The 14,348-nt window shown below is 64.2% G+C and carries 12 protein-coding genes; 5 read left to right on the top strand and 7 right to left on the bottom strand.

What is annotated here, in order from left to right; genetic code table 11:
* Window positions 1-43: 43 nt before the first annotated feature.
* On the top strand, window positions 44-1,096 hold the full coding sequence (locus LPW26_RS04095) for an alcohol dehydrogenase (protein WP_238733005.1): 1,053 nt from the start codon (window positions 44-46) through the stop codon (window positions 1,094-1,096).
* 106 nt (window positions 1,097-1,202) lie between these two features.
* Here LPW26_RS04095 and LPW26_RS04090 read toward each other — a convergent pair whose 3' ends face one another.
* Both LPW26_RS04090 and mobA read right to left on the bottom strand, forming a co-directional pair.
* Window positions 1,203-1,415, bottom strand: coding sequence for a hypothetical protein (locus tag LPW26_RS04090; RefSeq protein WP_238733004.1), 213 nt, complete (start codon window positions 1,413-1,415; stop codon window positions 1,203-1,205).
* Window positions 1,416-1,497: 82 nt separating this feature from the next.
* A complete protein-coding gene (mobA, locus tag LPW26_RS04085) occupies window positions 1,498-2,118 on the bottom strand; it encodes a molybdenum cofactor guanylyltransferase MobA (protein ID WP_238733003.1) in 621 nt (206 codons plus the stop codon).
* Between the two features lie 119 nt (window positions 2,119-2,237).
* On the opposite strand from mobA, the gene LPW26_RS04080 reads away from it, so the two are divergent.
* Both LPW26_RS04080 and LPW26_RS04075 read left to right on the top strand, forming a co-directional pair.
* Entirely contained in the window at window positions 2,238-2,504 is a 267-nt protein-coding gene (locus LPW26_RS04080; RefSeq protein ID WP_238733002.1) for a sulfurtransferase TusA family protein, read from the top strand.
* A gap of 131 nt (window positions 2,505-2,635) precedes the next feature.
* Window positions 2,636-3,052, top strand: coding sequence for a DUF6496 domain-containing protein (locus tag LPW26_RS04075; RefSeq protein WP_238733001.1), 417 nt, complete (start codon window positions 2,636-2,638; stop codon window positions 3,050-3,052).
* 249 nt (window positions 3,053-3,301) lie between these two features.
* Here LPW26_RS04075 and ku read toward each other — a convergent pair whose 3' ends face one another.
* Complete coding sequence (gene ku, locus LPW26_RS04070; RefSeq protein ID WP_238733000.1) at window positions 3,302-4,180, bottom strand: non-homologous end joining protein Ku; 879 nt, start codon at window positions 4,178-4,180, stop codon at window positions 3,302-3,304.
* Between the two features lie 120 nt (window positions 4,181-4,300).
* On the opposite strand from ku, the gene ligD reads away from it, so the two are divergent.
* Complete coding sequence (ligD, locus tag LPW26_RS04065) at window positions 4,301-7,021, top strand: DNA ligase D (protein ID WP_238732999.1); 2,721 nt, start codon at window positions 4,301-4,303, stop codon at window positions 7,019-7,021.
* 17 nt (window positions 7,022-7,038) lie between these two features.
* On the opposite strand, the gene LPW26_RS04060 is transcribed toward ligD, so the two are convergent.
* Window positions 7,039-7,203 carry a DUF3309 family protein gene (locus LPW26_RS04060; protein ID WP_082364053.1) on the bottom strand — a complete coding sequence of 55 codons (165 nt, stop codon included), beginning with the start codon at window positions 7,201-7,203 and terminating at the stop codon, window positions 7,039-7,041.
* A gap of 175 nt (window positions 7,204-7,378) precedes the next feature.
* On the opposite strand from LPW26_RS04060, the gene LPW26_RS04055 reads away from it, so the two are divergent.
* Window positions 7,379-7,690 carry a polyhydroxyalkanoic acid system family protein gene (locus LPW26_RS04055; protein ID WP_238732998.1) on the top strand — a complete coding sequence of 104 codons (312 nt, stop codon included), beginning with the start codon at window positions 7,379-7,381 and terminating at the stop codon, window positions 7,688-7,690.
* Window positions 7,691-7,733: 43 nt separating this feature from the next.
* Here LPW26_RS04055 and treY read toward each other — a convergent pair whose 3' ends face one another.
* From treY to glgX, 3 genes are read right to left on the bottom strand one after another with little or no spacing between them, the layout of a single operon-like run.
* Window positions 7,734-10,511 carry a malto-oligosyltrehalose synthase gene (treY, locus tag LPW26_RS04050; protein ID WP_238732997.1) on the bottom strand — a complete coding sequence of 926 codons (2,778 nt, stop codon included), beginning with the start codon at window positions 10,509-10,511 and terminating at the stop codon, window positions 7,734-7,736.
* Complete coding sequence (gene treZ, locus LPW26_RS04045; protein ID WP_238732996.1) at window positions 10,511-12,271, bottom strand: malto-oligosyltrehalose trehalohydrolase; 1,761 nt, start codon at window positions 12,269-12,271, stop codon at window positions 10,511-10,513. Before treZ ends, treY begins: the two co-directional genes overlap by 1 nt.
* Window positions 12,268-14,346, bottom strand: a complete 2,079-nt coding sequence (glgX, locus tag LPW26_RS04040) for a glycogen debranching protein GlgX (protein ID WP_238732995.1) — start codon at window positions 14,344-14,346, stop codon at window positions 12,268-12,270. Before glgX ends, treZ begins: the two co-directional genes overlap by 4 nt.
* Window positions 14,347-14,348: the final 2 nt, after the last annotated feature.

Below are 14,348 nucleotides of genomic sequence, written 5' to 3'. Positions count from 1 at the left end.
GTCGTGACATATTCGGCCGCAACAATAATAGGGAGAACACGCCATGAAGAGCTTCCGTGTCACCGGTTTCGGTCAGCCGCTCAGCGAAGACAACCGGCCGACGCCGGAATTGACCGGCACGCAGGTGCTGGTCCGCGTCAAGGCCGCCGGCGTCTGCCACAGCGATCTGCACATCTGGGAAGGCGGCTACGAACTCGGCCACGGCCGCAAACGGCTGTCGCTTCAGGATCGCGGCGTCGCTCTGCCGCTGACGATGGGCCACGAAACGGTTGGCGAGATTGTTGCGGCGGGACCCGACGCCAAGGACGCGAACATCGGCGACGTTGCGCTGGTCTATCCGTGGATCGGCTGCGGCCAATGCGCGGTGTGCAAGGCCGGCGACGAGAACATGTGCCTCAAGCCGCGATTTCTCGGCGTGTATTGCGACGGCGGCTACTCGGACGAACTGATCGTTCCGCATCCGCGCTATCTGCTCAGCCTCGAAGGCCTCGATCCGGTCACGGCGGCGCCCTATGCGTGCTCGGGCATCACGACTTACAGTGCGCTGAAGAAGCTCGATTTCTGCCTCGACGAGCCCATCGTGATCTTCGGCGCCGGCGGCCTGGGGCTGATGGCGCTGTCGCTGCTCAAGGCGATGGGCGGCAAGGGCGCCATCATGGTGGATATCGACGCCTCCAAGCGTGAGGCGGCCGAGAAAGCCGGCGCGCTCGCCTCGGTCGACGGCGCAGCGCCCGACGCGCTGGAGCAGATCATGGCCAAGGCCGGCATGCCGATCCGTGGCGCGCTCGATCTGGTAGGCAATGCGCAGACCGCGCAGCTTGGCTTTGATTGTCTCACGAAGGGCGGCAAGCTGGTGATTGTCGGTCTGTTCGGCGGCGGCGCGCCGTGGGCTCTGCCGTTCATTCCGATGAAGGCGATCACCATCCAGGGCAGCTACGTCGGCAATCTCGCCGAGACGCAGGAGTTGCTCGACCTCGTCCGTGCCAAGAAGATTGCGCCGATCCCCGTTACACCGATGCCGTTGCCGAATGCCAACCAGGCGTTAATTGACCTGCAGAAGGGCAAGCTGATCGGGCGCGCGGTGCTGACGCCGTAGCAGCGCGCCGAGCCGGCACTATGGCGGAATCAGCGAAGCAATCGAGCCCGGATTTGGGGCTTCGATTGCTTCGCGATGCTCGCGGACAGCGGGCTCATGCCGGCAGTTAGTTCTGTCCGTTCTGCGGCTGAGCCTTCTTGTCTGCCTTGTTTGCTTCGTGGTGGCCGATCACACAGCCTGCCGCGGCGCCGAGTTTGCCGTGGCCGGCGAAATGGCCCGCAATGCCCCCGACGATGGCGCCCTTGATGCAGCCCTTGGCTTCGGCCGCCGACGTGAACGCCACCGCGAGGATCGCGGCACACAGAGCGATGCGCTTCATGCTTGTCTCCCGGAGAATGGAATCTGCGACATTCCAACGCAGACGCGGAGACAGTGTTCCGAGCATCAACTCGCGCTACTGATCAGCCCTTTGCGACGATCCGCTCCGCCTCGGCGAGGTCGTCCGGGGAGTTGACGTTCAGGAAGGGGTCGAACGGATCGGTCGGCCATTCCACCACCGCGCGCGCATAGCGGGCGGTGAAGCGATCGACTTTGCGGACATCGTCGGCCAGCAGCGCGCGCCGCAGATCGCTGCGCATGTCGAGCGGCCACAACGCGATCACCGGATGCGTGTGGTCGGCCGATGCGGCGATTGCGATCTGCGCCTGCTGATCGATCCGCGCCTGATGCAGCCGCGCGACCAGATCGTGCGGCAGAAACGGACAATCCGCCGGCGCGCTGAGCATCCACTGCGCGTCTGGATGATGTGCATCGAGCCAGTCGAAACCGGCGAGGACGCCCGCGAGCGGCCCGGGGAAATCAGCGACCGGATCGCTCACCACTGGCAGGCGGTACGCTGCAAACCGTGTGGGATCGCCGTTGGCGTTGACAACTAACCTCTCGCATTGCGGAGCCAGACGCTCGATCACGCGCGCCAGCAGGCTGCGTCTCGCGACGTCGCGCAAGGCCTTGTCGCCGCCGCCCATGCGACGCGACAAGCCGCCGGCGAGGATCACAGCGGAGGTGGCGAGGGGGTCGGGCATGGTCTTCTCTCAGCTAGTTTTCGCACGGCCGCCTCATAGCCTGCGACGGCACATCTCCGCAATAAGACGAACAGCAAGGCAATTGACGCGGTCGCGCGGCTTGGCCATCGTCGCCGGCGATGACCATGATCGTGCTTGATCTCACCGGATTGAAATGCCCGCTGCCGGCGCTGAAAACGCGCAAGGCGTTGGCTCAGCTCGACGTCGGCGCTCGGCTCGAAGTGCGCTGCACCGATCCGATGTCTCTGGTCGATATCCCCGTGCTGATTCAACAGACGGGCGATCGCCTGGAAAGCACCGCGCGCAACGACGCGGTGATCGCGTTCGTCATCGAGAAGATGCCGGCGAAGGATGAAGGCCCATCGCCGGCGACAAACATCGATTGAATCAGCGCGCGGACGAGTTTGCATTTCCAGAGCGGCTGTGGACGACGGCTTCGGCGTGTACACGCCTCAGCGTTCTGGAACTTATTATCAGCCGGAACAATTAGGCCAACTTACTAGCAAGGGAGGCTTGTATGGCCCGGAAATACTCGAAGGCCGCGTCCGACGATGTCGAGAGCGCCGTGAAGAAGAAAAACGCCGGCACGCTCAAAAGCGGGCGCTCCGGCAAGACGGTGAAGAGCCGCAAGCAGGCGATCGCGATCGGCCTGTCCGAAGCCCGCGCCGAAGGCAAGAAGGTGCCGAGCAAGAAGTCGGCGAAGAGCTCGGGCAAGAAGGCCACCAAGAAGAGCGCCAAGGGCGTGGCGAAGAAGACCGCCAAGACCGCGACCAAAAAGGCCAAGACGACCAAGAAGGCTACCAAGAGCCCGGCGAAGCGAAGCACGAACTCATCGTCCAAGAAGTCGCCGAGCAAGAGCGCGTCCGCCCGAAAATCTGCTGGTCGCAAGTCTGCCAAGAAGTCGGCCAAGAAGGCTTCGAAAAAGAAGTCGTAGAATATCTCTCCCCACGTCATTTCGGGGCTCCGCGAAGCGGCGAACTCGGAATCTCGCCGCCGCCTGCACGATTGAAGAGGCCTGGTTCTGTTGGCGACTGTTCGGGAATGCTGTGCTCGGAGCCGAGATTCCGGGTTCGCGAGCTGTGCTCGCGACACGGAATGACTCGTGGAGGGGAAGGTGTGTGAGACCGTGAAGAGAAGTGGCCGTGAGCCGTAAACCGTCAGCGCTTCTCGAACGCGGCTGCTGTCAGCTCGCTTTGCGAGACCGCGCCGCTGAGCGGTGAGCTTTCTTGGCGGCGCGACCGCCACGCGGTGACGCGCGTCGCGCGGCAGGCTTGCCGCTCTTTTTGCCACCCAGGCTCTGGCGCAACGCGTCCATCAGATCGACCACGTTGTCGGACGTCTCCTCGGGTTCGGGGGGCTTGATCGACTTGCCGGCGGCCTTGCGCTTCACCAGGGCCTTCAGCGCCGTCTCGTACTCGTCCTTGAATTTCGACGGATCGAAATGCGCCGCCTTGGTATCGAGGATATGGCCGGCGAGTTCGACCATGTCCTTCGAGATCTTCGGGCTCTTGATGTCGTCGAAATATTCGTCGGCGTCGCGCAGTTCGTAGGGGTAGCGCAGCGTGGTGGCGAGCAGGCCCTTGCCGAGCGGCTCGATCGCCAGCACGTGTTCGCGATTGGTTAGCACGATGCGCGCCAGCGCCACTCGGCCTTTGTCCTTCATCGCATCGCGGATCACCGCGAACGCATCGATCGCCGCTTTGCCTTCCGGCACGATGTAATAGGGATGATTGAGGTAGCGCTTGTCGATCTCGTCGGCGGGCACGAAGCTGTCGATTTCGATGGTGTGGCTGCTCTCGATCTGGACCGCCTCGAGTTCTTCCTTCTCGATCTCGACGTACTTGCCCTTGCGCACTTCGTAGCCGCGACGCTTTTGATCTTTCTCGACCACCTCGCCGGTGTCTTCGTCGATCATCTGCTGTTTGAGGCGATTGCCGGTCTCGGTGTTGATCATGTGGAAGCGGGTCTTCTCGACGCTGGTCGAGGCCGGATAGAGCGCGACCGGGCAGGTGACGAGGGACAGTTTGAGCGAGCCCTTCCAGTAGGCGCGGCGCGGGGCCATGATGCTCTCCGAGGTGGGAATGCGATGCGGGCGTGAACAGTTAGAAGCGGTCGGGAACTTCAACCGGACGCTTCTGTTTTGGTTCCGCATCGGTCAGTCGCATCCCATCGGGAGATCATCATGGCGCCCCACAAGAACCTCGCGCTGTATCGCAAGAAGCGCGACTTCGAACAAACGGCCGAGCCGTCGGGCGACGTTGCGGTCGCGCCCTCGCAGCGGCGCCGCTTCGTCATTCAGAAGCACGACGCCACCCGGCTGCACTACGATCTCCGGCTGGAATACGACGGCGTGTTCAAGTCGTGGGCCGTCACCAAGGGGCCGTCGCTCGATCCGCACGATAAGCGGCTCGCCGTCGAGGTCGAAGACCATCCACTCGACTACGGGGATTTCGAAGGGACGATCCCGGAAGGGCAATATGGCGGCGGCACGGTGCTGCTGTGGGATCGTGGCTACTGGGAGAGCGACGATCCCGACCGCGGCTTCAAGAAGGGCGATCTGAAGTTCACGCTGAACGGCGAGAAACTGCACGGCAGCTGGGTGCTGGTGCGGATGCGCCATGACCGTAACGGCGGCAAGCGGACCAACTGGTTGCTGATCAAGCACCGCGACGAGTATGCACGCGAGGGCGAGGGCGAAAGCGTGCTGGACGAGGATCGCTCGGTCGCGTCCGGCCGCGCCATGGCGCAGATCGCGGACGGCAAGGGACGCGCGCCGAAGCCGTTCATGACCGGCAAGGACGCGCGGGTGAAGGCCGATGCGGTCTGGGATTCGAACAAAGGATTGGCCGCCGACGCGCGTGCCGCGAATAGCGAGGGTCAGTCCAAAGCCAAGCGGCCGACGCCGAAAAAGGCCGCCAAGCCAGCAGGCAAGCACACCAGCGCCAAGCGCGCCGCAATGCCGGATTTCATCCCGCCCCAGCTATGCGTCTCGGTCGATCGGCCGCCGGGCAGCGAAGGGTGGGCACACGAAATCAAGTTCGACGGCTACCGAATGCAGCTGCGCGTCGCTGACGGCAAGGCCGCGCTGATGACGCGCAAGGGTCTGGACTGGACCGGGAAGTTTCAAGCCATCGCGGACGAAGCGGCCGACTTTCCGGACGCCATCATCGATACCGAGATCGTCGCGCTCGATCATCATGGCCATCCCGACTTCGCGGCGCTGCAGGCCGCGCTGTCCGATGGCGACACCAGCAATTTGATCTGTTTCGCCTTCGATCTGCTCTATGCCGAGGGCGAGGATTTGCGCGCCCTGCCACTCAGCGAACGCAAGGAGCGGCTGGCGGCGCTGCTCAAGGCGGCGCGTGGCCGGCGCAAAGAAGGATTGATCCGCTACGTCGATCATTTCGAGACAGGCGGGGATGCGATCCTGCAATCTGCCTGCAAGCTGTCGCTCGAAGGCATCGTCTCGAAAAAGCTCGACGCGCCGTATCGCTCCGGCCGTAGCGAGAGCTGGACCAAAGCGAAGTGCCGGGCCGGGCATGAGGTGGTGATCGGCGGTTGGAAGACCACCGCGGGGAAATTCCGCTCGCTGATGGTCGGCGTGCATCGCGAGGGACAACTCGCTTACGTCGGCATCGTCGGCACCGGCTACGGGCAGGACGTCGTCAAGCGCATCCTGCCCGAGTTGAAAGCGCGGGAGACCAAGGACAATCCCTTCACCGGGAAGAACGCGCCGCGCAAGACGCGCGACGTCCATTGGGTGGCGCCGGAGCTTGTCGCCGAAATCGAGTTTGCCGGCTTCACCGGCGGCGGCATGGTGCGGCAGGCCGCGTTCAAGGGCCTGCGGGCCGACAAGCCGGCCGCGGAAGTGGAGGCCGAGGTGCCCGCTCGGGTCGAGATCGCCGAGCCGAAGCCGAAAGGGAAATCCGCGAAGGCGGGCAAAGCAGCGCCGAAGCGTAAGCCGGCGCCCGCGGCTGCCAAGCGTGCTGGGTCCGCTGGCCGCGCCGAGGTGATGGGCGTGGTGATCTCCAAGCCGGACAAGGAGCTGTGGCCGGCCAGCAAGATCAGCGATGCCGTGTCAAAGGCGGATCTCGCGGCCTACTACGAGGCCGTCGGCGACTGGCTGATCGGCCACATCAAGGGCAGGCCATGTTCGATCGTACGGGCGCCTGACGGGATCAACGGCGAGCACTTCTTTCAGCGCCATGCGATGCCTGGGATGTCGAACCTGATCGACTTGGCGAAGGTCTCCGGCGATCGCAAGCCTTATGTGCAGATCGACCGCGTCGAGGGATTGATTGCGGTGGCGCAGATCGGCGGGCTCGAACTGCATCCGTGGAATTGTGCGCCGGATCGCTACGACGTACCCGGCCGGCTGGTGTTCGATCTCGACCCGGCGCCGGAGGTCGGATTCGACGAGGTGATCGGCGCTGCGCGCGAGATGAAGCAGCGACTCGAAGCTTTGGGGCTGGCGACGTTCTGCAAGAGCACCGGCGGCAAGGGACTGCACGTGGTGGTGCCGCTCTCTCCGAAAGACGACGTCGACTGGAAGCAGGCCAAGACCTTCGCGCAAACGGTGTGCGCGCAGATGGCCGAAGATAGTCCGGAACGCTATCTGCTCAACATGTCGAAGAAGCAGCGCGAGGGACGGATCTTTCTCGATTACTTGCGCAACGACCGGATGTCGACGGCGGTGGCGCCGCTGTCACCGCGCGCCCGCGAAGGCGCCCCGGTGTCGATGCCGCTCACATGGGCGCAGGTCAAATCGGGGCTGGACCCGAAACGCTACACCGTCGAAACCGTGCCGGCCTTGCTGCGCAAGACCAAGGCCTGGGCCGACTACGACAAGGCCGTAACCCCGCTGAAGCCGGCGATCAGATCGCTCGCCTCCAGCGGGGCCTGAGATTCGCAGATGCTGGCTTAGATCTTGCCGAGCAGCAGGAGGATCACCAGGATGATGATGACCAAGCCGAGACCACCGCCGCCGTAATAACCGGTACCGTAGAACGGGCCGCCGCCGATGCCGCTGAAGCCGCCCAGCAAGGCAATGATCAGAATGATCAGGATGATTGTGCCGATAGACATGTCGCTCTCCTTGTCGCGACGGACCGCCCGAGTGCTCCGCCTGTTGCAGCAGAAACACGCTGCAGGAGGGAAGGTTCCTGCAATTGAACCCGCGAGGATCTCTTCCGCCCTGTTATTTCGGTAGGCGGCCCCTACATGACCAATGATTAGTTATGCCGGACGGAAGGAAGCCGCGATGTCAGCCCCGCTTGTCGTATCGATCCCCCATCGCCTCGGCCGCGAGGAAGCGAGCCGCCGGCTGCGTGCCGGGCTCAGTCAGGCGGCCGTGAAAGTGCCGGTTCTGAAGGTGGATCACGAGCATTGGGAAGGCGACCGCATGATGTTTCGGGTGCGGGCGCTTGGCCAGGTTGCGGCCGGTCAGGTCGACGTGGCGGACGATCACGTCGTCGTCGAAGTGCGACTGCCGTGGCTGCTGCAGAAGTTTGCCGACGTGGCGCAGCGAGCCATCAAGGACCGCGGCCATCTGCTGCTCGAAAAGAAGAAATAAGAGGAGATGATGGGCCGGACCCTCCCGGGTTCAGCCCATCATGTCAGGCCTTCCGGCGGGTCGGGCGACCATCCGCCACGCGCACGTGCCGCACCGCTACCGGCAGGTCCTGGAACAGCTCGCGGAGCGGCAGTCCTTGCGCGCCGGAGCCGCCCTCGAGGCTCAGCCCCTCGGTCTCGATGGTCGCATCCCACGCGTCGCCGCGCGGCCATTGCCGGCCCTGATCCGACAGCGGCGCGAAGTTCTTGCCGACCGCGACAATGACGGCGTCGGCGCCATGTGTGCGGGCGAACGCGATCACGTGGTCGGCGTGGGGGCCGGTGATCGTCAGCGGACGATAGTCGCCATCGGTGAACACGTCCGGCAGATCGGAGCGCAGCTTCAACAACTGGTGCGTCCACGCCAGCTTGAGGCCACCCTGCTGCCACTGCGCCGTCAGCGCGCTCCAATCCGGCTTGGATAGTGCCTCCAGGGCTTTGCTGCGCGCCGAGAAATCGATGGGGCGGCGGTTGTCGGGATCGACCAGCGAGAAGTCCCAGAACTCGGTGCCCTGATAGAAATCCGGCACGCCCGGCATCATCGCCTTCAGCGTGATCTGGCTCAGCGAATTCAAGGCGCCCATCACCGAGAGCCGCTGCGACAAGGCCTTCACGGAGTCCAGGAACGGTCCGGACTGGGCTGGATCAAGAATGCGTTCGATGAAGGTCTTGATGCCATCCTCATAGGCCGCATGAGGATTGATCCAGTTGGTGTCTTCCTTGCCTTCGCGGGCGGCCTTGAGAGCAAAAGCCTGCATCCGCGCCGGGAAATCCGGATCGTCGTCGAGCGGCCAGGCGCCGAGCAGGGCCTGATACAGCATGTATTCGAACGTCGCGGAGGGGGCGCGCAGACCATCCGCGGTCACCAGATGCGGCGCGTTCATCACCTTCCATTTCGACACGGTGGCGGCCCATTCGCCGGGCATTTCGGCGAGCGCCAGGATCCGCGTGCGGGCATCCTCGCCGCGCTTGGCGTCGTGCGTCATGGTCGCCGTCATGCCGTGCGGCCAGTCCTTGGCGCGCTCGGTCATCAGCGCGTGGAAGTCACCCGGAGTGAGCGCATGCGCGGCGGGCTCGCCGCCGACCTCATTGAGGGCCAGCAGGCGGTGGTAGCGATAGAACGCTGTGTCCTCCAGCGACTTCGCCATCGTCGGTCCGGTGAACTGCTGAACCTTGAGGGCGAAACGGCGCACCCGCGGCTTGCTGTGCGCGCCGCGGCCGGGCTTCAACAGGTCCATCGTCAACGCGTCGCGCAGGAAGTCGAAGATGCCATCGTCTGCGCCGTACCAATCGGCGCGGGCTTTTTCGATGGTGCGGTCGATCAGCGCGCGATCCGGTTCGGTCGGGCCGTTGCCGGTGATGTAGGTGCGATAGACCGGGAAATGCAAAACGTAGAGCTCGAACACCTGCCGCAGATTGTCGGCCGAGAAGTCGCGAGTCGAGTAGTGGCCACCTGCGATCCGCGACAGCACGCGCGTCAGCACGGTGAACTCGCTGAGCAGCAGCGTTTCGAGCACGCGGCGCTTGGCGCGCATCAGCACGGGATCGAAATCCGGCGAAGTGTTGCTGATCTGACGCCAGATCTCGTCGAGCGGCGCAAGGCCGGCGCCATCGACCAGCACCTGGGTGATGACGTTCAACCACTCGTAGCCGGTGGTGCCGTGAACGCCGGCGAAGCGCTGCAGCTTCTCGCCTTCGCCGAGGATCTTCTCGATGACCATGTAGAGCGGCGCGGCGGCAGGGCCGCGCGCATCGCGCGTCAGCTTGCGCAGCCGTTGGAAATATTGCGCGGGATCGCGCAGACCGTCGATATGATCGAGCCGGAGACCCTGCAACTGTCCATCGGCCACCAGGCGTTTGACCAGCTTATGGATCGCCTCGAACGTGCCGGCGTCCTCGACGCGCAGACCAGCCAGCGTGTTGACGTCGAAGAACCGGCGATAATTGATCTCGCTGGTGGCGAGCTGCCAATGCCCGAGCCGATAGTGCTGGCGCTCGAGCAGATTGTGCAATGCCTGGATCTGCGTCGAGCGGCCTTCGCCGGCTCGATACGCATCGAGGCCTTTCTCGATCAGCGCCGCGCTCCCGTCGACCGCCTTGAGCGCTGCCTTGAAGGCGGGCGCCTCTTTCCGGTCGGGATGGCTGACGCCGCGATAGCGCGTCGCCAGGTCGAGCAACGCTTTGCCGGCCGGCTGCTCGGCCGCATCGGCTTCGCGCACGACCGCCCGCAGGATATCGCCGTAGCGCTGTGGTGCGATCGGCAGGCGGTGTTCGAAGTACCAGGCCGAGAAGCTGCCTTCGTCGGCATCGTAGCGCAGCTCGATCTCGCCGGCTTCGAGCGCCTTTCCGTACGATGAACCGATGATCGGCAGCAGCACGCCGCCGCGGCTCCGGAACGGCAGAACCTCCCAATCGATGTCGAACGAGGCAGCATGCGGCGATGCGGGCCCCCATTCCAGCACGTCGAGCCACCACGGATTGTCGGCGAAATGCACACCCACATGGTTCGGCACGAAATCGAGGATCAGCCCGACGTCGTTCTGCTTCAGCGCCGCCGAAAGCCGCGCAAAGCCTTCCTCGCCGCCGAGCTCGGGATTCAGCTTGGTATGGTCGACGATGTCGTAGCCGTGGCTCGACCCCTTGCGGGCCTTGGTAAAAGGCGACGCGTAGAGATGCGAGATACCAAGCGCCTTGAGATAGGGGACGATCGCCGCCGCGTCGTCGAAGCCGAAGTCGGCGGTGAGCTGAATGCGGTAGGTTGCGGTCGGGATTTGGGGGGACATCAGGTCTCTTCGAGGCGCCAGGAAACCGCCCACGGCGGAATGGTCCCGTCCCAATCGTCGCCCCACACTTTGGTTCCAACTGGGTGTTTCGCCTCGAGGGGCTGGTCCGAGAGATTGGCAGCAAGCCGGAGCGTGGCGCCGTCGCCGAGCCGCCAGTCGGCGGTCAGCAGGCCCTGCTCGGTCGCCTCAGCGTCGCCGAATTTGGCCCCGCGCAGGCGGCGCACCAGCGTCTCGTGGCGAACCGCAAGAAGATGCTTCACCAGCGCCAGCCGCTGCGCGAAAGCTCCCTCGTTGCGCTCGCTCCAGTTCAGCACCGCGCTCTTGAACGTCGACTCATCGAGCGGATCGGGAACGTCGTCGCCATACTTTTCGTAGGCCCCGGCGAATTCGCGGCGGCGGCCCTGTCGCACGGCTTCGGCGAGGTCGCCATGGAAGTCGCAGAAGAACGGGAAGGGCGCCTGCGACCCCCATTCCTCGCCCATGAACAGCATCGGCACGGTCGGCGCGAGCAGCGTGATCGCCAGTGCGGATTCGACGGCTTCGGGGCGGGCGAGGCTTTCCAGCCGATCGCCCAGCGCACGGTTGCCGATCTGATCGTGATTTTGCAGGAAGTTGACGAAAGCGAGCGGCGGCAGCTCGCCGCTGGGCTCGCCGCGCGGTTCGCCGCCGCGATGCTCCGATGGCTCGCCCTGATAGACGAATCCCGAGCCGAGCGAGCGGGCGACATGCTGCAGCGGCCCTTTGGCGTAGTCGGAGTAGTAGCCCCGTGTCTCGCCGGTCAGCGCGACGTGCCAGGCGTGATGATAGTCGTCGTTCCACTGCGCGCGATACTGGCCGCGGTGGGGATCGATCGTCGGATCGAGCTGGGCGGCGATGTTGTCGTCATTCTCCAGCACGAGATGCAGATGCCGCCCGGTCTCCGCCGCGAGTTTGCCGACCTCCCGGCTGAGCTCGTACAGCATCGGGATTTCGCCCTGGTCGGGAATGGCGTGGACGGCGTCGAGCCGCAGGCCGTCGAAGCGATATTCGCGCAGCCAGTACGCCGCATTTTCAATCGTGAAGGCGCGGACCTGCTCGACATCGTAGTTGATCGCGTTGCCCCAGGGCGTGTGCGAGTCCGAGAAGAACGTCGGCGCATATTGGCCGATGTAATTGCCCTCGGGGCCGAAGTGATTGTAGACGACGTCGAGAAACACCATCAGCCCGCGCTCGTGCGCGGCGTCGATCAGCGCCTTGAGGTCTTCGGGGCGGCCGTAGACGCTGTCGGGCGCGTACCACAGCACGCCGTCATAGCCCCAGTTGCGCTTGCCGGGAAAATCGGCGAGGGGCATCAGCTCCAGCGCGGTGATACCGGTTGCAACCAGATCGTCGAGCTTGTCGATAATAGCGCGGTAGCGGCCCTGCGGCGTGAAGGTGCCGACATGTGCCTCGAGCACGACGGTCTCTTCCCACGGCCGCCCGCGCCAATCGGCAGCGCGCCAAGGATAGGTCGAGTGATCGATCACCTCGCTCGGGCCCGTAATGTCCTCGGGCTGGAACGCCGAAGCGGGATCGGGCACCTCGTTGCTGTCGTCGATGCGGAAGCGATAGCGAGCGCCGCCACGGACGCCGTCAATCTCGACTGTGAACCAGCCGCCCTTGTCCTGCTGCATCGGGTAAGCGCGGTCGAGCACGACGTCGACGCGTTTGGCCTGCGGGGCCCACAACCGAAATTCGACTCCATTCGCAGTGAGGCGAGGGCCGTGGCTTCGGCTGTTCATGCAGGGGCTCCAGAAAACGCCATGACGGATCGAGGTGGTGCGGACGACGCGCTGCCCGATTCGAGCGGAGCCACCTGGACGGTGTCCTTCGTGGTGTCGAACAGCTGATGCCAGTTCTGATACTCGGGCAGCTTCGGCAGCAAAAATGGGATTGTTTCGCTGCCGGAGTTTAAAACGATGAAGATCGCACTTGTTCCTGGCTGCGTCGGGCTGAGCACGTAGGCCAGAAAGCGCCCGTCCGGAAATGCCCAATCCTGGTCGGTCATTTCCGCGGCGGATGGGGTCAGCCACACCACGCCGTAACTGCCGTCATCGCGTCGTCCGTCGAGCCAGCGCCGCGAGCGTAGTTGCGGGAAGCGGGCCCGCAGCTCGGTCATTAGGCCGATGAAATCGACCATGTCGTCGCCTTCGCTATTCAGCCCGCTCCAATCGACCCAGCCGATCTCGTTGTCCTGACAGTAAGCGTTGTTATTCCCTTTCTGCGAATTGCCGACTTCGTCGCCGGCGAGCAGCAGCGGCACACCTTGAGCGAGGAAGAGGCAGGCGACCTGATTCCTCCGGAGTTGCCGGCGCAGCGCGACGATGTCCGCATCGTCGGTCGGGCCTTCATGACCGCAGTTATTGCTGTGGTTGTCGTTCGAGCCGTCGCGGTTGTCCTCGCCGTTGGCGAGATTGTGCTTCTCGTTGTAGCTGAACAGATCCGCGAGGGTGAAGCCGTCGTGCACGGTGACGTGGTTGATGCTGGCGCGTGGCATCCGGCTGTCGTGGTTGAAGATGTCGGACGATCCCGTCATCCGCCGCGACACTTCGCCGATCAGGCTGCCTTCGCCGCTCCAGTAACGGCGCATCGCGCTGCGATAGCGATCGTTCCACTCCGACCATTGTGAGGGAAACGCGCCGACCTGATAGCCGCCCATGCCGAGGTCCCACGGCTCGGCGATGAGCTTGACCGACGCCAGCACCGGGTCCTGACGGATCGCGGTGAAGAAACCGGAATTGCGTTCGAAGCCGTTCGGGCCGCGCGCCATCGTGGTGGCGAGATCGAAGCGAAAGCCGTCGACGTGGCAGACTTCGACCCAGTAGCGCAGGCTGTCCATCACCATCTGCAGCACGCGCGGGTGCTGCAGGTTCACAGAACTGCCACAGCCGGTGAAGTCGTCGTAGTAGCGCGGATTGTCGCGCGACAGCCAATAGTACGAGGCATTGTCGATGCCGCGGAAGGACAGTGTCGGTCCGAGGTGGTTGCCCTCGGCGGTGTGGTTATAGACGACGTCGAGAAGCACCTCGATCCCGGCATCGTGCAGCCGCGCCACGGTGGTGCGGAACGCGTCGAGCGGGTTGTCCGCCGCATAGCGCGGCTCCGGGGCGAAGAACGAAATCGTATTGTATCCCCAGTAGTTCACCAGCTTCTTCTCGACCAGCGAGCGGTCATCGATAAGCGCATGAATGGGGAGAAGTTCAATTGCGGTGACACCGAGCCGTTTGAAATGGTCGATCATCGCCGGCGCGGCCAGGCCGCCGAACGTGCCGCGCAATCCCGGCGGGACATCCTCGCGCTGCTGCGTCAGTCCCTTCACATGGGCTTCGTAAATGATGGTGTCTTCCCATGGGATTCCGGGACGACTTTCGTGACGGGAAAAGCCGCCAGTCTCGTCGATCACCATCGCCTTGGGCATTCCGCGCGCGTTGTCGCGGCGGTCGAAAGACAGGTCCTCGCGGGGGCTGCCGGTGCGGTAGGCGAAGTGGGCGTCGCTCCACACCAGCCGACCGAACAGCCGCTTGGCGTAGGGGTCGAGCAGGAGCTTGTGGGCGTTGAAGCGATGGCCGCTTTCGGGATCGTAAGGGCCGTGCACACGATAGCCATAGAGCTGGCCGGGAGAGACGTCGTTGAGGTAGCCGTGCCAGATGTCTTCGGTACGCTCCGGAAGTTCGATCCGCTCGAGTTCTCGGCGGCCCTGACTGTCGAACAAACAGAGCTCGACCTTATGGGCATTGGCTGAGAACAGCGCAAAATTGGTGCCGCGCCCGTCCCAGGTCGCCCCAAGACGAGAGCAGCTTCCGGCAGTGAGGCGCATCG

It is taken from the genome of Rhodopseudomonas infernalis, assembly GCF_022271405.1.
GTDB classification, from domain to species: Bacteria; Pseudomonadota; Alphaproteobacteria; order Rhizobiales; family Xanthobacteraceae; genus Rhodopseudomonas; species Rhodopseudomonas infernalis.
This window is presented reverse-complemented; position numbering and strand designations above follow the sequence as displayed.